The 22,707-nt window shown below is 54.2% G+C and carries 25 protein-coding genes; all 25 read left to right on the forward strand.

The features are described 5' to 3' along the window. Nucleotides 1-74 precede the first annotated feature (74 nt). Complete coding sequence (gene rpmE / locus ACZOWY_RS06840) at nucleotides 75-284, forward strand: 50S ribosomal protein L31 (protein ID WP_093913754.1); 210 nt, start codon at nucleotides 75-77, stop codon at nucleotides 282-284. A 152-nt stretch (nucleotides 285-436) separates the two neighbouring features. Then, entirely contained in the window at nucleotides 437-1,369 is a 933-nt protein-coding gene (locus ACZOWY_RS06845; protein WP_484394612.1) for a DUF1385 domain-containing protein, read from the forward strand. Between the two features lie 3 nt (nucleotides 1,370-1,372). Continuing rightward, nucleotides 1,373-1,732, forward strand: a complete 360-nt coding sequence (locus ACZOWY_RS06850) for a metal-sensing transcriptional repressor (protein WP_484394298.1) — start codon at nucleotides 1,373-1,375, stop codon at nucleotides 1,730-1,732. Nucleotides 1,733-2,052: 320 nt separating this feature from the next. Beyond that, nucleotides 2,053-2,997 (forward strand): nickel ABC transporter permease, encoded by a 945-nt coding sequence (nikB, locus tag ACZOWY_RS06855; protein ID WP_484394302.1) that lies wholly within the window; start codon nucleotides 2,053-2,055, stop codon nucleotides 2,995-2,997. Beyond that, the gene (nikC, locus tag ACZOWY_RS06860) at nucleotides 2,994-3,851 is read left to right on the forward strand and encodes a nickel transporter permease (protein WP_484394307.1); all 858 of its coding nucleotides are present in this window, start codon (nucleotides 2,994-2,996) and stop codon (nucleotides 3,849-3,851) included. Before nikB ends, nikC begins: the two co-directional genes overlap by 4 nt. 52 nt (nucleotides 3,852-3,903) lie before the next feature. Beyond that, nucleotides 3,904-5,469 carry an ABC transporter substrate-binding protein gene (locus tag ACZOWY_RS06865; protein WP_484394311.1) on the forward strand — a complete coding sequence of 522 codons (1,566 nt, stop codon included), beginning with the start codon at nucleotides 3,904-3,906 and terminating at the stop codon, nucleotides 5,467-5,469. Nucleotides 5,470-5,561: 92 nt separating this feature from the next. Further along, nucleotides 5,562-6,344, forward strand: a complete 783-nt coding sequence (locus tag ACZOWY_RS06870; RefSeq protein WP_484394315.1) for an ABC transporter ATP-binding protein — start codon at nucleotides 5,562-5,564, stop codon at nucleotides 6,342-6,344. Next, complete coding sequence (locus ACZOWY_RS06875; protein ID WP_484394320.1) at nucleotides 6,345-7,103, forward strand: ABC transporter ATP-binding protein; 759 nt, start codon at nucleotides 6,345-6,347, stop codon at nucleotides 7,101-7,103. A 174-nt stretch (nucleotides 7,104-7,277) separates the two neighbouring features. Beyond that, nucleotides 7,278-8,345, forward strand: a complete 1,068-nt coding sequence (gene prfA / locus ACZOWY_RS06880; protein WP_484394324.1) for a peptide chain release factor 1 — start codon at nucleotides 7,278-7,280, stop codon at nucleotides 8,343-8,345. 48 nt (nucleotides 8,346-8,393) lie between these two features. Beyond that, a complete protein-coding gene (locus tag ACZOWY_RS06885; protein WP_484394328.1) occupies nucleotides 8,394-9,626 on the forward strand; it encodes a N5-glutamine methyltransferase family protein in 1,233 nt (410 codons plus the stop codon). A gap of 82 nt (nucleotides 9,627-9,708) precedes the next feature. Beyond that, nucleotides 9,709-10,824: an L-threonylcarbamoyladenylate synthase gene (locus ACZOWY_RS06890; protein ID WP_484394332.1), complete on the forward strand. Its 1,116-nt coding sequence runs from the start codon at nucleotides 9,709-9,711 to the stop codon at nucleotides 10,822-10,824. Nucleotides 10,825-11,003: 179 nt separating this feature from the next. Further along, complete coding sequence (gene rpiB, locus ACZOWY_RS06895; RefSeq protein WP_484394336.1) at nucleotides 11,004-11,441, forward strand: ribose 5-phosphate isomerase B; 438 nt, start codon at nucleotides 11,004-11,006, stop codon at nucleotides 11,439-11,441. A gap of 3 nt (nucleotides 11,442-11,444) precedes the next feature. Then, nucleotides 11,445-11,987: a TIGR01440 family protein gene (locus ACZOWY_RS06900; RefSeq protein WP_484394340.1), complete on the forward strand. Its 543-nt coding sequence runs from the start codon at nucleotides 11,445-11,447 to the stop codon at nucleotides 11,985-11,987. Nucleotides 11,988-12,032: 45 nt separating this feature from the next. Beyond that, nucleotides 12,033-12,653, forward strand: coding sequence for a uracil phosphoribosyltransferase (upp, locus tag ACZOWY_RS06905; protein ID WP_484394344.1), 621 nt, complete (start codon nucleotides 12,033-12,035; stop codon nucleotides 12,651-12,653). A gap of 113 nt (nucleotides 12,654-12,766) precedes the next feature. Further along, on the forward strand, nucleotides 12,767-13,237 hold the full coding sequence (locus tag ACZOWY_RS06910; protein ID WP_484394348.1) for a deoxycytidylate deaminase: 471 nt from the start codon (nucleotides 12,767-12,769) through the stop codon (nucleotides 13,235-13,237). Between the two features lie 107 nt (nucleotides 13,238-13,344). Continuing rightward, entirely contained in the window at nucleotides 13,345-14,349 is a 1,005-nt protein-coding gene (locus ACZOWY_RS06915; protein ID WP_484394353.1) for a glycosyltransferase family 4 protein, read from the forward strand. 95 nt (nucleotides 14,350-14,444) lie between these two features. After that, nucleotides 14,445-15,605 carry a non-hydrolyzing UDP-N-acetylglucosamine 2-epimerase gene (gene wecB, locus ACZOWY_RS06920; protein WP_484394356.1) on the forward strand — a complete coding sequence of 387 codons (1,161 nt, stop codon included), beginning with the start codon at nucleotides 14,445-14,447 and terminating at the stop codon, nucleotides 15,603-15,605. Nucleotides 15,606-15,890: 285 nt separating this feature from the next. After that, nucleotides 15,891-16,280, forward strand: a complete 390-nt coding sequence (locus ACZOWY_RS06925; protein WP_484394361.1) for a hypothetical protein — start codon at nucleotides 15,891-15,893, stop codon at nucleotides 16,278-16,280. Between the two features lie 24 nt (nucleotides 16,281-16,304). Next, on the forward strand, nucleotides 16,305-16,991 hold the full coding sequence (gene atpB / locus ACZOWY_RS06930) for a F0F1 ATP synthase subunit A (protein ID WP_484394366.1): 687 nt from the start codon (nucleotides 16,305-16,307) through the stop codon (nucleotides 16,989-16,991). A 64-nt stretch (nucleotides 16,992-17,055) separates the two neighbouring features. Beyond that, the gene (gene atpE / locus ACZOWY_RS06935; RefSeq protein WP_093729045.1) at nucleotides 17,056-17,307 is read left to right on the forward strand and encodes a F0F1 ATP synthase subunit C; all 252 of its coding nucleotides are present in this window, start codon (nucleotides 17,056-17,058) and stop codon (nucleotides 17,305-17,307) included. A gap of 58 nt (nucleotides 17,308-17,365) precedes the next feature. Next, complete coding sequence (gene atpF, locus ACZOWY_RS06940; protein WP_484394370.1) at nucleotides 17,366-17,848, forward strand: F0F1 ATP synthase subunit B; 483 nt, start codon at nucleotides 17,366-17,368, stop codon at nucleotides 17,846-17,848. 108 nt (nucleotides 17,849-17,956) lie between these two features. Continuing rightward, nucleotides 17,957-19,816, forward strand: a complete 1,860-nt coding sequence (gene atpA, locus ACZOWY_RS06945) for a F0F1 ATP synthase subunit alpha (protein ID WP_484394374.1) — start codon at nucleotides 17,957-17,959, stop codon at nucleotides 19,814-19,816. Between the two features lie 7 nt (nucleotides 19,817-19,823). After that, nucleotides 19,824-20,723, forward strand: coding sequence for an ATP synthase F1 subunit gamma (atpG, locus tag ACZOWY_RS06950; protein WP_484394379.1), 900 nt, complete (start codon nucleotides 19,824-19,826; stop codon nucleotides 20,721-20,723). A gap of 15 nt (nucleotides 20,724-20,738) precedes the next feature. Next, the gene (atpD, locus tag ACZOWY_RS06955) at nucleotides 20,739-22,151 is read left to right on the forward strand and encodes a F0F1 ATP synthase subunit beta (protein WP_484394383.1); all 1,413 of its coding nucleotides are present in this window, start codon (nucleotides 20,739-20,741) and stop codon (nucleotides 22,149-22,151) included. 4 nt (nucleotides 22,152-22,155) lie between these two features. Next, complete coding sequence (gene atpC / locus ACZOWY_RS06960) at nucleotides 22,156-22,578, forward strand: ATP synthase F1 subunit epsilon (RefSeq protein WP_484394387.1); 423 nt, start codon at nucleotides 22,156-22,158, stop codon at nucleotides 22,576-22,578. Nucleotides 22,579-22,707 lie beyond the last annotated feature (129 nt).

Genomic DNA, 22,707 nt, shown 5'->3' on the forward strand with positions numbered 1-22,707 from the left:
AAAAGAGTGTGATATTATAGTGAAGCGTTAATGTCGGGAAATATTAATGCAAATAAAAAAAGAGGTGCATAGAAATGAAAGAAAAAATCCATCCGAAATTTTATACTGACTGCAAAGTAACCTGTGGCTGCGGCAACACCTTCATCACCGGCTCCACCAAACCGGAACTGCGCGTGGACGTATGCAGCAAATGCCATCCCTTCTATACCGGCCAGCAGCGCAGCGTAGCCGCCCGTGGCCGTATCGAAAAGTTCAACAAGCGTTACAATGTAGAAAGCAAATAAAAGCAACTCACACAGCAGAGCTTAGGCTCTGCTGTCGTTGTCTTCCGACCTTTTTTGACAAAAGTGTAAACTGTATCCACGCGGCTGGACAAACAAGAATCTCCGGCCGCCGCGTAATGTAAATTCAACGTATGTTGATTGGAGATAAACGAATTATGGCGAAGTTAAGTATCGGCGGGCAGGCGGTCATCGAAGGCGTGATGATGCGCGGTCCCAAAGACGTGGCGGTGGCGGTCCGGAAAGCAGACGGGACCATCGATGTGGATGTGAAGCCGGTCAACAGCATTTCAGACCGGTATCCGATTTTGAAGAAACCGCTGCTCCGGGGCGTGGTGGCCCTGGTGGAATCCCTGATCATGGGCATGAAGGCCCTCAGCTATTCCGCCCAGGTATCCGGCGAAGAAGACGAGCAGATGGACGATAAAGAGATGGCCCTGACTATGGTGACCTCCGTGGCCCTGGCTGTCGGTCTTTTTATTGCCGTGCCCACCTGGTCCATGCGCTTCCTGCAGCAGTGGACCCAGAACAGCCTGACCCTGAACCTGGCGGAAGGCTTCCTGCGCATGGGGATATTTTTGGTGTATATCGCTGCCATTTCTTCCATGGAAGATATCCAGCGGGTGTTTAAGTACCATGGGGCGGAGCACAAGACGATCTTCACCTATGAAGCAGGCATGCCCCTGACGGTGGAGAACGTGCGGACCTTTCCACGGCTGCATCCCCGCTGCGGCACCAACTTCCTGATGATCGTCATGCTCATCAGCATCTTTATCTTTGCCTTTTTAGGCTGGCCAGGCCTGCTGGAGCGGATCCTGTCCCGGATTGTGCTGATGCCGGTGGTGGCGGGCATCAGCTACGAGCTGATCCGTTTTGCCGGAAAGAATAACGATAAACCCTGGGTGCACCGGATGATTTTGCCAGGCCTGCTCCTGCAGAAACTGACCACCCGGGAACCGGACGATGAGATGATCGAGGTGGCCATTGCTTCCGTAAAAGCGGTGCTGCCGGAAGAAGAACTGCAGAAGGTGGAACTGAAGGTGCCGGACGCCATTGCGCTGAAGGTACCGGTTGCAGCGGAGGAATGACAGTTGAGCACGTATACACATACCCACATTGACAGTGATGGAAACGTGATAACCCATACGCATGAAGTCGCCGAATCGCGGCTTAAAAGCCATGGCCATTATCATTCGCCGGAAGCCCAAAAACGGCAAATCAATCGCATATCACGGGCAATCGGACATTTAAAGCATGTGAAAACAATGATTGAAAATGACGAAGACTGTTCCGATGTGTTGATTCAGATATCTGCCGTTACTTCCGCACTCAGAAATCTCGGAAAAGAAATCATAAACGAACATATGACACACTGTATTGTCCATGCGATTGAAGAAGGGGACAAAGACGCTGTTGAGGAGTTCCAGAAAGCGGTAAAAAAATTCATGTAGCCGCTGGCGTTTCCTGCGCACAGGTGGTTGCATCAGTTACACAGCGCTCCTTTTCATCCAGTTGGTTCTGCCGGCCAGAGGGCCGGCTTTTTTGTTTTTGTGGGCAAAACGTCCTCGGTCAGCGTGCAGACGAATTGATCAGCGCTTTCTTAGCGCCTGAAAAGCAAAAAAGTATCCCCCGGGGAGGCTTACGGACGCAACGGAAGGCCGATATAATAAATACAATCGGTATTATTTATTGTTATAGTGGTCATTTATTGTTGCACTGGTTATAGAAAAAACGCAACTTACACAAAAGAGAAACGGAACGAGGCGTGAGGATGAAACACTATGCAGTCAGACGGCTGCTGCAGCTGATCCCGATACTGTTCGCGATCACCTTCCTGTCTTACGGGATGATGCGGCTGGCCGGCAGCGATGTGGTGGAACAGAAAATGGAAAATACCAGCGGTACGGTCTCGCAGGAGATGCTCGATGCAGCCAGAGAGGAACTGGGGCTGGACAAGCCTTTTATTGTCCAGTATGTTACGTGGCTCGGGAAGCTGGCCCAGGGAGATATGGGGGTATCCTATGTCTCCAAAAAACCGGTCTTTGCAACGTTTGTTTCCAAACTGCCTGCCACGCTGCTGCTGGCATCCGTTTCCATTTTGCTGACGGTGATCGTTTCAATCCCGCTTGGAATCTGGTCGGCTGTGAACCAGAACAAGGCGGCCGACTATCTGGTTCGCACGGCAAGCTTCATTGGGAATTCGCTGCCTAATTTTTTTGTATCCCTGCTCCTGATGTATTTTTTCGCGATCCGGCTGAACTGGTTCCCGGTGATTTCCCGGGGCGTCAGCCTGCAAAGCGTGGCTCTCCCGGCCTTCACGCTGGCTATTGCCATGTCGGCCAAATATCTGCGTCAGGTTCGCGCAACCGTACTGGATGAACTCAGCAAGGACTACGTGCTGGGCGCCAAAGCCAGAGGCGTGAAGTTTTCGACGACGATGATGAAAAGCGTGATGAAGGCTTCTCTTGTAACGATCATCACGCTGCTGACGCTCTCCATAGGTTCCCTGCTGGGCGGGACTGCCATTGTAGAGTCGATCTTCATGTGGGACGGCGTTGGCAAGATGGCGGTGGACGCCATCAATATGCGCGACTATCCGATCATTCAGGCCTATGTCATGTGGATGGCTTTGATTTATGTGCTGGTCAATCTGGTAACCGACATAAGTTACCGGTATCTGGATCCGCGGATCAGGCTGGGGGGAACAGAGCGATGAACAGGCCGGTCACGGTTCGTGTGCAAAAAGTAAAAAAGAACAGGATCCGGGCGCGTTTGTTCTTTTTCCTGTTTCTCGTTGCGATTCTGCTGCTGGTTTCCTTTTTTGCAGACCAGATCGTTCCCTTTGACCCTTACGCGCAGGATCTGGGCCTGTCCAGACAGTCTCCGTCCGCAGCTCATTTCATGGGAACGGATCAATATGGCCGGGATGTTTTTTCCCGCGTAGTGGTTGGAGCGCAGGCCAGTGTTTTCTCCACGCTGCTGCTCGTTTCCGTCACCTCGGTATTTGGAACTGTGGTGGGAACGGTCTGCGGCTATTTCGGACGCGGCATAGACTCGGTTGTGATGCGCATTTCGGATGTCTGCCTGGCATTCCCGGGCCTGGTCTTTGCGTTGGCGATCGCGGCGCTGCTTGGCGGGGGGATCAGTAACGCCGTCATTGCGCTGGCCGTCATCAGCTGGCCCAAGTACGCCCGCGTTGCGCGCGGTCAGACGCTGGCCCTGAAGAACAGTGACTTTGTAGCGGCGGCAAGGCTTGCCGGAGACAATTCTGTCCAGCTGATCCGACGGCACATTTTGCCGAACATCCTTGGCCCGATTCTGGTTACGGCCATGCTGGATATCGGGACGATGATGATGGAACTGGCAGGGCTGAGCTTCCTCGGACTTGGCGCGCAGCCGCCTGTGGCCGAATGGGGGAATATGATGAGCGGCGGGAGAAGCATGTTGCAGACATATCCCTGGCTTGTACTGTCTCCCGGTGTTGCGATCTTCCTGACCGTTGTGACCTTCAATCTGCTGGGGGATACGGTCCGCGACTATATGGATCCCAAAAACGCCGGCAATCCATAACCGGTAAGCGAATGCTTTTTTAGTACATTATATTTATGGGAGGGGAAAAAACATGAAAAAGATTCTGGCAGTCCTGCTGATGCTCTGCATCGCAATCGGCGTTCTGAGCGGCTGCGGCGGCAGCACCAATTCACCGTCTGCCTCCGGGAAAAAGAAAACCTTTGTCTTTGGCGACACTACCTTCAATGCGGAGAACGAAGAACCGGATATTAATCCGCATAACGCATACTCCGGATGGCCCTGCATCCGTTACGGTGTGGGCGAAACGCTGATGAAGATCGCGGACGACGGTACGCTGAATCCCTGGATTGCGAAGAGCGCTGTGAATGTGAATGAGACGACATGGGACATCGTGATCAAGGACGGGGTTCGTTTTTCCAACGGTAAAAAGTGCGACGCGGCTGCTGTCAAAGCCTGTTTCGAACACCTGATCAAAGTGCATGAGAGGGCGGCTTCCAACCTGAAGATCGCTTCCATGAAGGCGGACGGGCAAAAACTGACCATCGTCACATCGGAGCCAAATCCCATTCTGTTGAACTATCTCTCAGAAGCTTACGGCTGTATCATCGATATGGAAACCGGTATCCCGAAGAACGGATGCGTCGTGGGCACCGGTCCTTTCGTGGCAACGGAGGTCGTAACGGACAGTCATGTTAAACTGGTGAAGAATACAAACTACTGGGACGGCAACGTTAATATTGACGAAGTTACCGTCCGCACCATCTCCAACGGCGATACGCTGGCGATGGCGCTCCAGTCCGGCGAGATCAACGCGGCATATGGCATGGCGTATGCCAGTTATCCTCTCTTTGAAAACAACAAATTCAAGTTTAGCAGTATACAGACCAGCCGCTGCTTCTGGGGCATGATGAACTTTCACAAAGAGAACCCCGGCTACCGGATCATGAGCGATCCTGCTGTCCGCAAGGCGATTTCCATGGGGATCAACAAGAAGGGCTTCGTGGATGTCCTGCTCAAAGGCTATGGCTATACTGCAACCGGCGCCTTCCCCGACAGCTTTGCATTCGGGAAGGGGATCAATACGGTTTCCTACGATCCCGAACAGGCAAAGAAAATACTGCAGGATGCCGGCTGGGTTGATACGAATGGAGACGGTATCCGCGAGAAAGACGGTGTGAAGCTGTCCATCCGCTGGCTGACCTATCCCTCCCGGCAGGAACTGCCGCTGCTGGCCGAGTCTGCGCAGGCCACGCTCAAAGATATAGGCATCGAAGTCCAGGTCAACAATACCAAAAGCCACAATACGGTCCGGAAGGATCCCAAAGCCTGGGATATCTGGGTCAGCGCCAACGTGAACGCCGGTCTGGGCGATCCGCAGAATTTCTTTGATACGTATTGCCTGGATTCTTCCATCAAGAACTCCGGCGGTCACCACAGCGACAATCTGGAGAAGCTTGCCGTGCAGCTGCGCAGCACCTTTGACCCGGGCGAACGCGCCAAGATCGCAGTTAAGATGCAGCAGGAACTGCTGGATGACAATTCCTATCTCTTCTGTTCGTTCCTGCGCATGAGCATGATCATGCAGGCCAACGTCACCGGTCTTACGGCGCATACCTGCGACTTTTACGAACTGACTGCGGATCTGGATATCAAGTAAGGAACTGTGGCGAAATAATCAATTTATCTGCGGAAGGTTTCCTAAGGGAGACGCCGTCTCCCTTAGCGCCGTATTACGGATGAGGTCGTGTAATGAAAGGATTATTGGATTATCAGCATGTGGAGATTTCCTTTAACGGGACCCCGGTCGTCCATGATGTAACGTTTCAGCTGCATCCGGGCGAGATCCTGGGCCTGGTGGGTGAATCCGGCTCGGGAAAATCTACCCTGATCAGGGCCGCGATGGGATTGCTTGGCAGTTCCGGCATGGTCACCAGAGGCGATATCTGGTTCGAAGGGAAAAACCTGCCGGATCTGTCTGACGGGGAGATGCGGCATATCTGCGGCGAAAAGATCGGTATGATATTCCAGGACTGCGGCGCTTCCCTGAGCCCCATCCGTACCATCGGCGAGCAGATCGTGGAGAGCATGGCGGCCCATCGTAAGGTGGATGTCACGGAGGCAAAGACTGCGGCCATGGAACTTTTTGAAAAGCTGAACCTGAAAGACGGCGAACGGGTCTGGAACAGTTATCCTTTTGAACTCTCCGGCGGCATGAATCAGCGGGCGGGCATTGCAATCGCCATGCTCATGAACCCGGCGGTCCTTTTGGCGGATGAACCGACCTCCGCTCTCGATGTAGCCGTGCAGCGGCAGGTCGTGGAGGAAATGATGCATGTCAGGGATGTGTTCGGTACTGCGATTATTATTGTGACGCATGATATCGGCGTTGTCTCCGCCATGGCGGACAGTATTCTTGTGCTGCAAAACGGCAGGGTGATGGAATACGGCAGGGCGAAGGAAGTTCTGGATAATCCGCAGAACGGCTATACCAGGAAACTGCTCAGCGCGGTTCCGAGATTGAGGAGGGCGTAAATGGATCCGGTCCTGAAGGTTACAGACCTTTCCAAATCCTTTTCCCGTGCCGGGAAAAACAACTTTTTCGCTGTGGACCATGTGAGTTTTGCGCTTATGCCTGGCGAGATTCTCGGCATCGTGGGCGAATCCGGTTCCGGCAAGTCCACCATTGCAAAACTGATTACAAGACAGCTTGACGCGACTTCCGGAACGATTGAAATCGCCGGGCAGGATATTACCCGGTTGAAAGGGCGGGCGATGATTCCTGTCTATGCAAAGATCCAGATGGTCTTTCAAATGCCAAAGGGCTCTTTTGATCCCCGCCGTACCCTGGGCGACGGAATCTGCGAGAGCCTGCGGAACCAGGGGGTACCCAGGGCGGAGCGTGAGGCAAAGGCGCGCGGCCTGCTGGAACAATGCGGATTGTCCGGCGATTTTCTGAACCGCTATCCGCACCAGGTCTCCGGCGGGCAGTGCCAGCGCGCGGCGATTGCCAGAGCCCTGATGTGCGACCCGGAAATACTCATTCTGGATGAGGCGACCTCGTCCCTTGACGTGACGGTGCAAAAGCAGATCATGGAACTGCTGCAGGAGCTGCAGCAGAAAAAGCGGCTTGCCTATCTTTTTATCTGCCACAACCTCGCTCTGGTCCAGCAGTTTTGCGACAGGGTTATCGTTCTTTATAACGGGAAGATTGTGGAACAGGGACTTCCTGACGAGGTGATCCTGCATCCGGAATCTGAATATGCGAAGCGTCTCGTGGAGGCAGTTTTTTAATTGTTTCCCTTTCAAAAAATCTAATAATATTTATGAAATAAGTCGTGGAATTTCCACGACTGTTTTGTTATAATAGAACGAGCCCGCGTTTGTCCCATAAAAGAGCGGGCTTAAGGAACCGCTGATTAAAAACCGGAAGGCGGAATGCTTACCGGTCTTCTGTGAGGAAAAGACATGTTAGAGAAATTACACGGGGTAGAAGAAAAATATCTGGATCTGGAAGCGAAGCTGTCCGACCCGGATGTGGTCTCCGACCCGGAACAGTATTTGAAATATGCGAAGGCTCATGCCAAACTGCAGGAAATCGTAACCGTGTACCGGGAATACAAGGAGCAGAAAGCCCTGTATGACGATGATATGGCCGTGGCGGAAGAAAACAGCGATCCGGAACTGGCAGAGATGGCCCGGGAAGAGGCGGAATCCCTGAAGCCGGTGCTGGAGGATTACGAAAAGAAACTGACCCTGCTGCTGTTGCCCGGCGATCCCAACGATGACAAGGATATCATCCTGGAGATACGGGCCGGGGCCGGCGGCGAAGAAGCGGCGCTGTTTGCGGAAGTGCTGTTCCGCATGTACAGCCGCTACGCCGACACCAGGGGCTGGTCTGTGGAACTGATGGATGCCAACCCCACGGAACTGGGCGGCTTTAAGGAAGTGGTAGCCCAGATCTCCGGCGCCGGGGTCTACGGCCGCATGAAGTTTGAAAGCGGCGTGCACCGGGTGCAGCGGGTGCCGGAAACGGAATCCCAGGGACGGATCCATACGTCGACCTGCACGGTGGCGGTGCTGCCGGTAGCGGAAGAAGTGGACGTGGATATCCGGATGGAAGATATCCGGGTAGATACGTACCGGGCCGGGGGCGCCGGCGGGCAGTATGTCAACAAAACGGAATCCGCAGTGCGTATGACCCATATCCCCACGGGTATCGTGGCCCAGTGCCAGGATGAAAAGTCCCAGCTGAAGAACCGGGAGAAATGCCTGCGGGTATTGCGCACCCGTATCCTGGAGCAGAAGCAGCAGGAGCAGCAACAGTCGGAAGCGGCGGAGCGGAAAAGCCAGGTGGGTACCGGGGACCGCAGTGAGCGGATCCGTACTTATAACTATCCCCAGGGGCGGGTCACCGATCACCGGATCGGCCTGACACTGCATAAGCTGGATGCCATCGTGAACGGGGACCTGTCGGAGTTGCTGGATGCGCTGATGACAGCAAGCCAGGCAGAAAAATTACAGCAGGTGAAATAAACGGTTGCCCGTCCTGGCAGCAGCCTGCGGGCAGAATGGAAGAAGACAATGACAGAACAGGCCGTTTGGACTGTAAATAAAATATTGCAATGGACACAGCAGTACTTTTCCGGGAAGGGCTTGGAAAATCCGCGCCTGGATGCGGAGGTACTGCTTTGTGACGTGTTAGGCTGCCGCCGGATCGATCTGTTTATGCGGCTGCAGCAGGAACTGCGGCCGGAAGAGCTGAAACGGTACAGGGAATTTGTGCTGCGCCGGGCCGCCTGGGAACCGCTGGCGTATATTATCGGGCGAAAGACTTTCCTGCAGTGGGAATTCAAGGTGACCCCTGCGGTGCTGATCCCCCGGCCGGAAACGGAACTGTTAGTAGAAAAGCTGGTGCAGTGCTGCACGGGAAAATCGCTGTCGCAGATAGAAAAAGAAACGTTCTGGCGGAAAAAGGCGGAAGAGGCCAAAGCCGCGGCGGAAAAAGCGAAAGCGGTGTCTGCAGAAAAGTTAAAGGACGAAACGGATCCGGAAAAGGCAGCGGTCTGGCAGCAGGAGGTGGCGGACCGGGAAGCGGTAGTCCTTCAGGCGGCGGAACGGGCCGGCATGGCCTGGCTGACAGAAAATGACAGCCCTTCCGGGAACCCGACGGAGCTTGACGGGATGACAGATACAAGGACGGATGGCCTGTGCGGCAGCAGCAGGGCAGATTCTGTCGCCGCACCGGCAAAATCGGAACGGAAAGGTCCCGATATCCTGGATATGGGAACCGGCAGCGGAGCTATTCTTCTTTCTTTATTAAGATTATTGCCGCAAGGCCGGGGGCTGGCGGTGGATATTTCCCCGGAGGCGCTGGCGGTGGCAAAAGAAAATGCCGCCCGGCTGGAAGTGGCAGACCGCACCTGGTTCATGCAGTCGGATATCTGGTCCCGGGTGCCGGCGAAAGCGCAGTTTGACATTGTGGTGTCTAACCCTCCCTACATCCCGGCGCAGGTCATCGGGACCCTGGCCCGGGATGTGCAGAAAGAACCGCGTCTGGCGCTGGACGGAGGCGGGGACGGCCTGGCTGCGTACCGGAAGATTGCGGCAGGCCTGCCGCAGCATGTGAAACCGGACGGACTGGCGGCTTTTGAAGTGGGCGTCGGCCAGGGGGAAGTTGTGGCTGCCCTGTGCCGTGAACAGGGTCTTTCCGTGACTGCCGTGGTAAATGATTATGCGGGTATTGACCGGATGGTCTTTGCCGCACGGCCGGGCAGTGCAAAGGCGGAATGGGTGTTGCAGTTACAAAAATCATAACAGGCTGCCGGCAGACGGTTTTGTGGGAACAGACCGGACAGCGGCTGCCGTAATTGTTACGGATATAGCAGGTGGATATTGTATGGAAACGAAATTCTGGGAATTGAAGAAAAAACCGGACACGGCCATTGCGGAAGCAGCTGAACTGATCGCGGCAGGCGAGGTGGTGGCTTTCCCCACGGAAACGGTATACGGTCTGGGGGCGGACGGCCTGAACGCAGAAGCGGTGGCAAAAATATTTGCGGCCAAAGGGCGCCCGGCGGATAACCCGCTGATCCTGCATATTGCGGATACAGAACAGATTTATCCGCTGACCAGCGGCCTGAACGCCAACGCCCGGGCCCTGATGGATACGTTCTGGCCGGGACCGCTGACCATTGTGGTGCCACGGTCTGACCTGGTACCGGACATTGTGGCGGCCGGGCTGGATACGGTGGCGGTCCGGATGCCGTCCCATCCGGTGGCGGCGGCCCTGATCCGGGCGGCAGGCTGTCCCATTGCGGCGCCCAGCGCCAATGTGTCTGGCAAGCCCAGCCCCACCAATGCGCAGGACGTGGCGGAGGATATGATCGGCAAAGTGGCCGGGATCCTTGACGGAGGCAACTGCGGCATCGGAGTGGAATCCACCGTTGTGGACACAACGTCTCCCGTGCCCACGATCCTGCGGCCCGGCGGCATTACCCGGGAAATGCTGGAAGAACGGCTGGGCGCGGTGGAGATCGACCCGGCCCTGAACGGGGATCCGGCCCTGCGCCCCAAAGCGCCGGGGATGAAATACCGGCATTACGCGCCGAAGGCTCCCATGTACCTGTATGAAGGAACACAGGCGGCGCAGCGGCTGACGGAAGCCGTGCTGCGCGCCCAGAAACAGGGATTGCATATCGGGGTATTGTGTGACGACAGTGTAAAAACCAGGCTGGAGGAAAGCCTTCGCCGGGGCCATACCGCGGAGATTTTTTCCTGGGGGCAGGGGAAACCGGATCTGGCGGAGCATCTCTATGAACTGCTGCGTGATTTTGACAGGGTCTCTCCGGAGTTTATCGTCGGTATGGGCGTGGACGAAAAAGGTCTGGGACTGGCGGTGATGAACCGGCTGCGGAAAGCAGCAGGGTATCAGATCCTGCTGGCCGATGACAATATAATTGCTGTAAAGAGCGGTCACGGTTTCCCGGAACTGCTGCTGACGGTGGAGAAGTAAACGTTCCTGAAAAGGCCGGTTTAGTCTGTTTCGGCGGGGCTAATTCATGAGACCGGCGTTGTCTGAAAACTGTATGTGGTACTGTACGGCTTTTTGTGATAAAATAGATTGAATAAGCAAGCGACAGTTTTTGTTTGAAAAGAACGGAAGTTTGATTCGGGACCATCAGGAGGCAGTCTATGAAGATTGTAATCGGCAGCGATCACGGCGGGATCCATCTGAAGGAAGTACTGAAACAGCATCTGGCGGAACGGGGGATCGAGTTCCTTGATGCCGGGACCTATACGGAGGAGTCCTGCGACTATCCGGACATTGCGCTGAAAGTGTGTCAGAAAATTACGACTGGCAATGCGGAACGGGGGATCCTGGTCTGCGGTACCGGTATCGGGATGTCCATGGCAGCCAATAAGGTTAAGGGAATCCGTGCGGCACTGTGCGGGGATGTGTTTTCCGCCACCATGAGCCGGGAGCATAATAACGCCAATGTCATCTGTCTGGGCGAACGGGTGCTGGGGGCCGGGCTGGCCACCTGTATTCTGGATGCCTGGCTGGATACGGAGTTCGCCGGCGGGCGTCATGAACGCCGGGTGAACAAGATTATGGCGATTGAGGAATAAAAGATGGACTTGGCACAGATTGCAACTGCGGTCACCGCAGCTGCGGAAGAACTGATCGGGGCCGCGCAGCCGAAACCGGGACGGATTTTTGTGCTGGGCTGCAGCACCAGTGAGGTGCTGGGATCCAAAATCGGAACAGCCCGTTCACCGGAAACGGCGGAAGCCATCCTTACGGCGTTGCTGGCTGTGACCCGGGCCCATGGACTGTTTCTGGCCGTACAGTGCTGTGAACACCTGAACCGGGCATTGGTTGTGGAAGAAGAAGCACTGGAACGGTTCGGGCTGACAGAGGTGACGGTGCATCCAGTGCCGGAGGCCGGCGGCAGTGCGGCCAGCCGGGCGTATGAACTGTTTGCGCACCCGGTGGTGGTGGAATCAGTGACGGCAGATTTAGGCATGGATATCGGGCAGACGCTGATCGGCATGCATCTGAAACGGGTTGCGGTGCCCGTCCGCCTGCAGGTGAAAACCGTCGGGGAAGCGGTACTTACGGCAGCCCGTACACGTCCGCCGCTTATCGGGGGAGAACGGGCAAAATATTTTTGATTAATTTTGATTTTGAAAAATAAAAACCTGAAAGGAGTCTTACCCATGAACGTACACGTAGTAGACCATCCGCTGATCGCACATAAACTGACCATGATGCGCGACAAAAACTGCAACAGCAAGAATTTCCGCGAGTTGTTGGGAGAAATTGCTTCCCTGATGACCTATGACGTAACGAAAAACTGGGAGACCGAACCGGTGGAAATAGAAACACCGCTGGAAAAGATGACAGGGACCCGGCTGAAGGGGGAAGTGACCATTATTCCCATCCTGCGGGCGGGGCTGGGTCTGCTGAACGGTGTGCTGGAGATGATCCCTCATGCCCATGTGGGACACATCGGCCTGTACCGCGATCCGGAAACCCATAAACCGGTAGAGTATTATTGCGGCCTTCCTAAGCAGATGGACGCAAAATGCATCGTGGTGGATCCTATGCTGGCAACCGGCGGTTCTGCGGCGGCGGCGATTACCATGTTAAAGGAAAAAGGCCTGAATAATATCTGTCTCATGGTGCTGGTGGCAGCGCCGGAAGGCATTGAAGTGATTAATAAAGAGCATCCGGATGTGGAGATATATACGGCGGCTGTGGATCGAGAGCTGAACGAAAAAGCCTATATTCTTCCCGGGCTGGGGGATGCGGGCGACCGGGTCTTCGGCACATTGTAATTAATACACTGTAATTAAAAAAGATAATTGATAATTAATGGAGAATTACATAAGCCGCAGGAATGCGTTCAGGCCGCCCATGGCGGCTTACGGCGGCAGAATGAAGGGTTGTTATGAGCAGCAGAAATGAGATGAGGCCGGACTGGGACCATTATTTTATGGAGATCGCCCAGGTGGTCAGCAAGCGTTCTACCTGCCTGCGCCGCAGTGTCGGCGCGGTTATCGTAAAAAACAAACAGATTCTCGCTACAGGCTACAACGGCACTCCCAAGGGAATGCCCCACTGCGGGGAAGTTGGCTGCCTGCGGGAACAGCTGCATGTGCCTTCGGGCAAGAACCATGAGCTGTGCCGGGGGATCCATGCGGAGCAGAACGCGGTCGTACAGGCTGCGGTCCATGGCGTGTCGGTAGAAGGGGGGACCCTTTACTGCACTAACCAGCCCTGTGTCGTATGTACAAAGATTCTGATCAACGCGGGTATTGAGCGGATCGTATTTAAAGATCCGTATCCCGACAAGCTGGCGGAAGATATGCTGGCAGATTCCGGGATCCGGGTGGAAGTGCTGGACGCGGAACAGAAATAGGAAAAGGCTGGCCGGACGGTAAGGCCGGAACTTTTTTCCGAAGTTGTAAGTTGCCTGGCTGAAGAACAGGCAATCGTATTTTTTGCAGAAAGACCGAGGTCTGTTGGTTGTATATTTTAGCTTTTGTCATTGCCTTGCTGGCCGGTTTTCTTTTAACACCCTATGTAAAAAAACTGGCTTTTGCCATCGGGGCAGTGGATAAACCTGATAAACGAAAAGTGCATACGCGTATTATGCCCCGTCTGGGCGGACTTGCTATTTTTATGGCGTTCGTTCTTGCGGTTGTCTGCAGTCTGCCTATTACCCGGGATCTGATGGGGATCCTGTTGGGCGGTTCCTGGATTGTAATCGTGGGCATACTGGACGACAAGTATTCCCTGCCTGCCAAAGTAAAGCTGCTGGGACAGATTCTGGCAGCCTGTATCCTGGTGGCCTTTGATATAAAGATCGAATGGCTGAACAATCCATTTGGCGGTTACTTCTATCTGGAATACCTGTCCATCCCCTTTACGATTTTCTGGGTCATCAGTTTTATTAATGTAGTAAACCTGATCGACGGTCTGGACGGTCTGGCAGCCGGTGTGTCCGGCATCGCTTCCATTACCATTATCCTGGTGGCGGTCCATCAGGGGTATTATCCGGTGGCGACCCTGACGGCAGCCCTGGCGGGCGGTATCTTCGGATTTATCCATTATAATTTTAATCCGGCTACCATTTTTATGGGGGATACGGGCAGCATGTTCATCGGTTACATGCTGGCGGCGATCGCGATTTTCGGCGCGGTAAAAAGTGCGGCTACGATTGCGCTGATCGTGCCGGCTGTGGCGCTAGGCCTTCCCATCATGGATACAGCTTTTGCCATCCTGCGGCGGTACAGTAACGGGAAGCCGATCTTCCAGCCGGACAAGGGGCATCTGCACCACCGGCTGCTGGCCCTGGGACTGAGCCAGAAGCAGGCCGTGCTGCTGATGTATGCGATCAGCTTCATTTTAAGTCTGGGAGCTTTTGTGCTGGCCATGGCCAATGTGTACGTTGCAGCTGTCGTCATCGTCCTTATTGTCGTAGCCGTGGTGATCGGGGCCCGTAAGATCGGAATTTTGCGAAATCCGTAAACGGGTACGCGACAAGTTATTTTGCAGACCGGGATCCCCGGAACGTGCAGGAGACCACCCGACATAAAACAGGAACTGAGAAGGAGGTCCTTGTTTTGAAGAAACTGAGAATTATGACCGTATTCGGCACCCGGCCTGAAGCCATTAAAATGTGCCCGCTGGTGCTGGAAATGCGGAAGTATACAGACTATATCGAGCCCATCGTGGCGGTTACGGCCCAGCACCGGGAAATGCTGGACCAGGTACTGCGTCTGTTTGCCATAAATCCTGACTACGATTTGAATATCATGACCAGCGGGCAGACGCTGTACGATGTAACGGTGCGGGCGCTGCTGGGCCTGAAGGATGTGATTGCGGCGGCGAAGCCGCACCTGATCCTGGTTCATGGGGATACCACCACGACGTTTGCCGGTTCACTGGCTGCGTATTATGCCCAGATTGAACTGGGACATGTGGAGGCAGGCCTGCGGACAGGCAATAAGTTCTCCCCGTATCCGGAGGAGATGAACCGGAAGCTGACCGGGTCCCTGGCGGATTATCATTTCGCACCTACGGCTGTCAGCCGGGATAATTTATTACGGGAAAATGTGCCGGGAGACCATATTTTTGTGACGGGAAATACAGTCATTGATGCTTTGAATACCACTGTGCAGAAGGATTTTGCCTTTACCGATCCGGTCATTCATGAAGCGCTGGGAAGCGGCAAACGGCTGATCCTGATGACGACCCACCGGCGGGAAAATCTGGGGGAACCCATGCGGCAGGTGTACCGGGCTTTAAAGACCGTTTTGGAGCAGCATCCGGATACGGCGGCAATCTTCCCCGTACACAAGAATCCAAAAGTGAGGGAAGTGGTGCAGGCGGAACTGGCCGGAATTGACCGGGTCTACCTGACGGAGCCTATGGATTACGAACCTTTTGCCAATCTGATGAACCGTGCCGATATCGTGCTGACGGACAGCGGCGGTATCCAGGAGGAGGCGCCGGCCCTCGGCAAACCCGTGCTGGTGCTGCGGGATACCACGGAGCGCCCGGAGGCGGTAACGGCAGGAACTGTCTGCCTGACGGGTACCGGCTATGAAGCGGTCAGGGAAGAAACGTCCCGCCTGCTGGACGATCCTGCGTATTACCGCTCTATGGCGGAGGCGGTGAATCCCTACGGGGACGGCCGCGCCTGTGAACGGATCGTGCGGGCTGTCCTGTCGGCGAAGGGCTTTCCTGTAGCTCCCCCGGAGGAATTTAAAGGGACACGCTGATCCGATGTGTTTTACGGGGCCTTCCTAATTTGTTGTGATTCGTCACCCAGGGGCAGATGACGGTTTGTGAAACGCATGGCGCCTGTTTTTAACCGGGGTGAAAAATTTACATATTTTTCAAAAAGGTATTGGCAAATTGCCGTTTTTATTGTAAAATACAGATGATTTATAAGTTGAATTTTGGGTTGGAGTCTGCCCCGGGGAAGGGATTCTGTTTGCACGGCATGAAATTGCCGTTGGGGCATGCTCACGCGCACAAGGAGCAACATGTTCAGCTTTCAGGGAATGGACAAACGCGAAATCGTCGTGGCGCTGGCCGGACTTTATAAGCGCCAGGTTTATGTAGCTGCGGTGGTGATTGTGGTTGTCGCCCTGCTGATGAAATCTGCGCTGACAGGGGTTGGATCCGGGCTCGTCTGGAGCCTGCTGGACAGCCTGCTGCTTGTGATAAGCATACTGAAGGGCTTCAACAGGATGTCAGAGAAGGAACTTAAGTTCCGGGTGTTTATGAATTTCGTAAAACGCCTTACTCTGGCACTTGTTATGCTGTACCTGGTCTACAGGTATAATGCCGGTATTGTCTGGATGCTCATCGTATTTACGCTGATGCACCTTGTGCTGGTATGTAATTTGTTAATTTTCACGGGCCGGAAGGAACAGAAGAAGGTAAGCTGAGGGCCGTGAGGAAAGGAGAATAATATGGGTCCAGAGATTATTCATTATTTACCCCAGAAGATTGATTTCTTAGGTACCACCGTTCATATGCAGACGCTGTATATGTCCTGGCTTACGATGGCTATCGTTATCGTGATTGTAGCAGCGGCTACGAGCCAGCGTAAGCTCATTCCCTCGGGGGTGCAGAACGTGGTGGAGATGTTTATCGATTGGCTGGGAGACCTGATGGAAAAGAACATGGGCGTCGAGGGGCGCCGCCTGATGACTCCGTTCATCATCACCTTGTTCCTCTACATCTTCGTAGGCAATGAACTGGGCATGCTGCCTGCCGTTGGTGTACATTTCACTTCACCTACCAACGACATTAATGTGGCGCTGGGGCTGTCGATTATGGTTGCCGTTCTGGTATATATAATCGGTGTGGCCCGTCATGGACTGGGATATTTCAAGCATCTTATCTCGCCGACGCCAGTCATGCTCCCGCTTAATCTTTTGGAAGACTTTGCCCGCCCGATTACCATGGCAGCCCGTCTGTTCGGTAACATCCTGGCCGGCGAAATTCTGCTGGTCGTGTTGAACAGGCTGACACCGTGGCTGGTTCCTGACATCTGGATTGGATTCAGTCTGGTTATCGGTTTCTTACAGGCCTTTATCTTCACGATGCTGACCATTGTTGCTTTAGCCCCTGTATTTAAGGCTGTTCACGGCTGACGCTGACAGCCGTGGGCTGTTTAAAAAATTATTATTTTTATTAAGAGAAAGGAAGATTTTACAAATGGAAAATGCTCTTATGGTAGTAGCTTCTGTACTTGCTGCAGGTTTGATTGGTGCCGGTGCGGCTCTGGGCGCAGCGCTGGGCAACAGCCGTGTTACCAGCACGACGATTGAGTGCATGGCACGTCAGCCCGAGCAGGCGTCCAACTTTCAGGTTACCATGTTCATCTCTGTAGGTCTGATTGAATCCATGCCTATTATTGCTATCGTTATCGCGATCGTTCTGGTATTCGCCAACCCGTTTGTAGGCTGATAGCCGGTAATCCCGAAACACCTGAAATAGAAGTTTATAGAAAAGGAAGTGTGGGAAGTTGGTAAATATTGATGCAACTATTATTGCGCAGGTCCTAAACTTCATAATCCTGTTAGCTATTTTGGCTAAGTTCTGCTATAAGCCGTTATTAAAGGTCATGGATGATCGCCGTAACCGTATCATCAATAATCTTGACTCTGCGGAACAGACCCGCGTGGAGGCCGAGGAACTGAAGAAACAGTATGCGCAGCAGCTGGCTGATGCCCGTGCGGAAGCGACTGCTATTGTTGATAAGGCCAACAAGATTGGCCAGAAGCTTCATGATGACTTTATGTCTCAGGCTCAGGAAGAAAAAGAACAGCTCATGGCTACCGCCCGTGAGCATATTGAGCAGGAAAAACAGCAGGCTATGCTTGATGTCCGTACCGAGGTAATCTCCCTTGCTACGGAAATCGCAGGCAAGGTTGTTTCCGAAAAGCTTACCGGTGCTGAAGACCAGGCACTGATCGCCAAAACGGCGGACAAGGTTCTGAACAAGTAATCAAGTTTCTTTATTAGAGACTGTATTTCCGGCTAAGCAGCCGGCTGAAGCCTTGCGGTTTTCCGCCGCAAGCAATCTCGCCGCCTGAAAGCGGGAGATATGGAGGTGATGGATAACAATATGAAGGATGAAAAGCTTTCTTTCATAGATAAAAGCCTGCAGGGTCTGCAGGTGAGCCCGGAAGTCGTTAACCGTTGTGTCAAGGATGGCGCCGCCGTAATTAAAGCTACGGTAGCAGCACCCCTGAACGAGGAAGAAACGGCTGCCGTAGCCAAGTTGGTCGGCGCCCGTCTCGGCGCTGAGAAGGTTGCCCTGGAAACTGTAGTGGAGCCGTCCATTATCGGAGGCATCATTCTGCAGATCGGCGACCAGATTTATGACGCCAGCACCAAACGCCAGCTGGAACGTGTCAAAGGCGAGTTGGGCAAGGTAGATATGGCGGGGCAGAGCCTCTCCGCACCCAAGGGTATCGCCGAAGCCCTGGCTGCCAAAGTTCATGATTACAAGGCCGATGTTGACCTGGAAGAATTCGGTATTGTTGAGAAGGTAGGCGACGGCATCGCTACGGTAACGGGCATGCGCGGCGCTATGGCTTCCGAGCTGGTAGAACTGCCTCACGGCGTAACCGGCATGGTACAGAACCTTCGTCCGAACGAGGTCGGTATCGTTTTGATGGGTAATGACCAGATGATCAAGCAGGGCGATGTAGTACGCCGTACCGGCCGCATCATGGAGTGCCCGGTAGGCGAGGCCATGCTGGGCCGCATCGTTAACGCACTGGGCCAGCCCATCGACGGCAAGGGTGAGATCCGCACCAGCGAGACCCGCTGTGTTGAATCTCCGGCCTACGGTATTGCTGACCGTAAATCCGTAGACGTTCCGTTGCAGACCGGTATTAAAGCGATTGACGCCCTGGTGCCTATCGGACGCGGACAGCGCGAGCTGATCATCGGCGACCGCGGTACCGGTAAGTCTGCCATTGCGATTGATACCATCCTGAATCAGAAAGATACTGGCGTAATCTGCATTTATGTAGCAATTGGCCAGAAGGCGAGCCGTGTTGCCCGTCTGTCTAAAACGTTTGAAGAGCGCGGCGCCAACACCTATACGATCATTGTTGCCGCTACGGCAGCCGATCCCGCGCCCATGCAGTTCCTGGCCCCGTATACCGGCGTAACCATCGCCGAGTATTTCATGGACCAGAAGAAAGACGTCCTGATCATTTACGATGATCTGTCCAAGCACGCGGTTGCATACCGCGCCATGTCGCTGCTGCTGCGCCGTCCGCCCGGACGCGAAGCGTATCCCGGCGACGTATTCTACTTGCACTCCCGTCTGCTGGAACGTGCTGCACGCCGTAATGAAGCGGCCGGCGGTGGTTCCATCACGGCTTTGCCTATTATTGAAACCCAGGCCGGCGACGTTGGCGGTTACATCCCCACCAACGTAATTTCCATTACCGACGGCCAGATCTATCTGGAATCCGAGCTGTTCTACTCCGGCGTACGTCCTGCTATCAACGTAGGTCTGTCCGTATCCCGTGTAGGCGGTAGCGCCCAGATCAAGGCTATGAAATCCGTAGCCGGTACCCTTCGTCTGGACCTTGCCCAGTTCCGTGAACTGGCTGCATTCGCCCAGTTCGGTTCCGACTTGGATAAGGCTACCAAGGCGCAGCTGGACCGCGGTCAGCGCATGACAGAGATCCTGAAGCAGGGCCAGTATGAGCCTATGCCTGTTGAAAAACAGGTTATTTCCCTGTATGCGGCGACCAACGGATACGTGGATGATATCCCGGTTTCCGATGTGGGCCGTTTTGAATCTGAACTCCTGCAGTACATGGCTTCCAACAACCCTGAGGTTGCCGAATCCATTAAAACGGAGAAAAAGATTACCTCTGAAAATGAAGAGGCTCTCAAGACCGCTATTAAGAACTTTAAGCAGACCTTTGCTTCCAGTGAAGCGAGGTGATTGATTTATGCCAAACCCACGCGAAATACATCGGCATATGCGATCCGTTACCAATATCAGGCAGATAACCAAAGCCATGAAGATGGTAGCGTCCGCCAGGCTGCGTAAGGCGCAGGAACGCGCTATTACCACCAAGCCGTTTGCCGAAAAGATTAAACAGCTTCTGCAGGACGCGGTAAGCGACCGCAGTGTTCTGGGGCATATCGACCCCAAAAGCATGCCGCTGCTGGAGCAGAGACCTGTTAAGCGTACCGGCTACATTGTAGTAAGCTCTGATAAGGGCTTGGCTGGCCCGTACAATTCCAATGTGCTGAAACACGCCCAGATGGAATTGATGGACAGCGACGATTACACATTGATTACGGTAGGGCGTAAGGCTAAGGAATTTTTCAGCCGCCGCGGGTATGATATTTCCGAGGCATTGTTTGGCTTTTCCGATAAGCCCAGTTACGAAAACGCGAACGATATTGCCCGTGCAGCCATCAAGATCTTCCTGAACGGCTCCGTGGACGAGGTCGTGCTTATCTATACTGAGTTTAAATCGGCGCTGTCGTCTACCCCTGTGACGAAGCATGTTCTGCCCATCGTTCCGCCTGCAGCGGTGGAAGAGACGGACAAAAAAGCGTCAGGGGCCGGGGCTTCGGCCAACGAAATTATTTTCGAGCCTAACCCGGTGGACGTAATCAAGCAGTTGCTGCCATACTATGTTAAAACGGAGATTTATGCCGCGCTTATGCAGTGCGCCGCCAGCGAGCTGGGTGCTCGTATGACCGCCATGAGCAGCGCCACTGATAACGCGTCGGACCTCATCCGCAACCTGGAGCTGTCTTACAACAAGGCCCGCCAGGCTGGCATCACGAACGAAATCAACGAAATCGTCGGCGGTGCGGAAGCGCTGAACAGTTAAGGGAGGAAAGCATTGATGACGACTGGCAAAATTGTAACGGTCCTGGGTCCTGTTATCGACATTAAGTTTCCGCCGAAACAGCTCCCTGCGATCTACAATGCTATTCATATTGACGGCACGGTAGGTGAAAACATCAAGATCCACCTGACTGCCGAAGTAATGCAGCATATCGGCGACGATGTTGTCCGCTGCGTAGCCATGAGCTCCACGGACGGCCTCGTACGCGGTATGGATGCAATTGATACGGGAGCGCCTATTAAGGTTCCCGTGGGTCCCGGCTGCCTGGGCCGTATTTTCAACGTACTGGGCGAAACCGTGGATCATGATGATACCAAAGTGGAAGCGGCCGACTACTGGCCGATTCATCGTCCTGCCCCGGCCCTGGAAAACCAGGCCACTACCGAGCAGATCCTGGAAACCGGCATTAAGGTCGTTGACCTGATCGCCCCCTATGCCCTGGGTGGTAAGGTAGGCCTGTTCGGCGGCGCCGGCGTAGGCAAGACGGTACTGATCATGGAACTCATTCACAACGTCGCCACGGCGCATGGCGGTTATTCCGTATTTGCAGGCGTAGGAGAACGTACCCGTGAAGGCAACGACCTCTGGGGTGAAATGAAAGAGTCCGGCGTTATCGACAAGACCGTACTGGTTTACGGTCAGATGAACGAGCCGCCGGGAGCTCGTATGCGCGTAGGCCTGTCCGGCCTGACCATGGCAGAATATTTCCGTGATGTAGGCGGTCAGGACGTACTGCTCTTCATCGACAACATTTTCCGTTTTATTCAGGCAGGTTCCGAAGTATCCGCACTGTTAGGCCGTATGCCTTCCGCCGTAGGTTATCAGCCTACGCTGGCGAACGACATCGGCGCCCTGCAGGAGCGGATCACATCTACCAAGCACGGCTCCATCACATCGGTACAGGCTGTATACGTACCTGCCGATGACCTGACTGACCCTGCGCCTGCCGGAACATTCGCCCATCTGGATGCTACCACCGTACTTTCCCGTCAGATCGCGGAGCTTGGTATTTATCCGGCCGTGGATCCCCTGGATTCCACCAGCCGTATCCTGAGCCCGCAGGTTCTGGGTGAGGAACATTATAAGGTAGCCCGCGGCGTACAGGCAATTCTGCAGCGCTATAAAGAACTGCAGGACATCATCGCCATTCTGGGTATGGAAGAACTGGGCGAGGATGACAAGATTACCGTTGCCCGTGCCCGTAAGATCCAGCGTTTCCTGTCCCAGAGTTTCTTTGTAGCTGAACAGTTCACCGGCCAGCCCGGCCAGTATGTTCCGCTGAAGGAAACGATTCGCGGCTTCAAGGAAATCCTGGAAGGCAAGCATGACGATCTGCCGGAAGGCGCGTTCTACATGGTCGGCACGATTGATGATGCCATCGCGAAGGCCAAGAGCATGGAAGTGGAGTGATCCTATGGCCAGTTTAATGCGTTTTGAAGTCCTGGCTCCGGACAAGTATGTACTGAAGTCGGATGCCGTTTCCTATGTGGAAGCGGTGACCCTGTGGGGAGGGGTCGGCATCTTGCCGCGCCATGCCCCGCTGATTGCCGCGCTGAAGGAAGCTCCGCTGAAGTACCGCGATGCTGAGGGTATAGCTCATTTCCTGTGCCTGCAGGGCGGCTTTATGGAGGTTAAGGACAACAAGGTTGTGGTTATGACGGAGGCAGCGGAAACTGCTGATGAAATTGACGTTGACCGCGCCGAGGCTTCTGCTCTGCGTGCGCGTGAGCGCCTGGCAAATCCGGATGATGAGATTGACATGGATCGCGTCATGGGCAGCCTGCGCCGCTCAGAAGCGCGTCTGAAGACCGTAAGGCTGGCGGCGGAATCCCGCTGACCAGACCGGGCAGACTGCGTATTGGTCTGTATCAGTAAGGGTTAAGAAGGGATTCGTCCGGAATTACATTCGGGCGAACCTCTTTTTTATCAAAATATCGTAATATTTTTATAAAAATATTTGTACTAT

This window comes from Succiniclasticum sp., assembly GCF_056977735.1.

What these genes read in the sequence shown, in the direction of transcription:
- prfA (WP_484394324.1), top strand. Translation starts at nt 7,278, where the DNA reads ATGTTAGAGAAATTACACGGGGTAGAAGAAAAATATCTGGATCTGGAA.
- nikB (WP_484394302.1), top strand. Translation starts at nt 2,053, where the DNA reads ATGAAACACTATGCAGTCAGACGGCTGCTGCAGCTGATCCCGATACTG.
- ACZOWY_RS06910 (WP_484394348.1), top strand. Translation starts at nt 12,767, where the DNA reads ATGAGCAGCAGAAATGAGATGAGGCCGGACTGGGACCATTATTTTATG.
- atpD (WP_484394383.1), top strand. Translation starts at nt 20,739, where the DNA reads ATGACGACTGGCAAAATTGTAACGGTCCTGGGTCCTGTTATCGACATT.
- atpG (WP_484394379.1), top strand. Translation starts at nt 19,824, where the DNA reads ATGCCAAACCCACGCGAAATACATCGGCATATGCGATCCGTTACCAAT.
- rpmE (WP_093913754.1), top strand. Translation starts at nt 75, where the DNA reads ATGAAAGAAAAAATCCATCCGAAATTTTATACTGACTGCAAAGTAACC.
- upp (WP_484394344.1), top strand. Translation starts at nt 12,033, where the DNA reads ATGAACGTACACGTAGTAGACCATCCGCTGATCGCACATAAACTGACC.
- ACZOWY_RS06885 (WP_484394328.1), top strand. Translation starts at nt 8,394, where the DNA reads ATGACAGAACAGGCCGTTTGGACTGTAAATAAAATATTGCAATGGACA.
- rpiB (WP_484394336.1), top strand. Translation starts at nt 11,004, where the DNA reads ATGAAGATTGTAATCGGCAGCGATCACGGCGGGATCCATCTGAAGGAA.
- atpA (WP_484394374.1), top strand. Translation starts at nt 17,957, where the DNA reads ATGGATAACAATATGAAGGATGAAAAGCTTTCTTTCATAGATAAAAGC.
- ACZOWY_RS06890 (WP_484394332.1), top strand. Translation starts at nt 9,709, where the DNA reads ATGGAAACGAAATTCTGGGAATTGAAGAAAAAACCGGACACGGCCATT.
- atpE (WP_093729045.1), top strand. Translation starts at nt 17,056, where the DNA reads ATGGAAAATGCTCTTATGGTAGTAGCTTCTGTACTTGCTGCAGGTTTG.
- ACZOWY_RS06875 (WP_484394320.1), top strand. Translation starts at nt 6,345, where the DNA reads ATGGATCCGGTCCTGAAGGTTACAGACCTTTCCAAATCCTTTTCCCGT.
- atpB (WP_484394366.1), top strand. Translation starts at nt 16,305, where the DNA reads ATGGGTCCAGAGATTATTCATTATTTACCCCAGAAGATTGATTTCTTA.
- atpC (WP_484394387.1), top strand. Translation starts at nt 22,156, where the DNA reads ATGGCCAGTTTAATGCGTTTTGAAGTCCTGGCTCCGGACAAGTATGTA.
- ACZOWY_RS06925 (WP_484394361.1), top strand. Translation starts at nt 15,891, where the DNA reads ATGGACAAACGCGAAATCGTCGTGGCGCTGGCCGGACTTTATAAGCGC.
- ACZOWY_RS06865 (WP_484394311.1), top strand. Translation starts at nt 3,904, where the DNA reads ATGAAAAAGATTCTGGCAGTCCTGCTGATGCTCTGCATCGCAATCGGC.
- ACZOWY_RS06900 (WP_484394340.1), top strand. Translation starts at nt 11,445, where the DNA reads ATGGACTTGGCACAGATTGCAACTGCGGTCACCGCAGCTGCGGAAGAA.
- nikC (WP_484394307.1), top strand. Translation starts at nt 2,994, where the DNA reads ATGAACAGGCCGGTCACGGTTCGTGTGCAAAAAGTAAAAAAGAACAGG.
- ACZOWY_RS06870 (WP_484394315.1), top strand. Translation starts at nt 5,562, where the DNA reads ATGAAAGGATTATTGGATTATCAGCATGTGGAGATTTCCTTTAACGGG.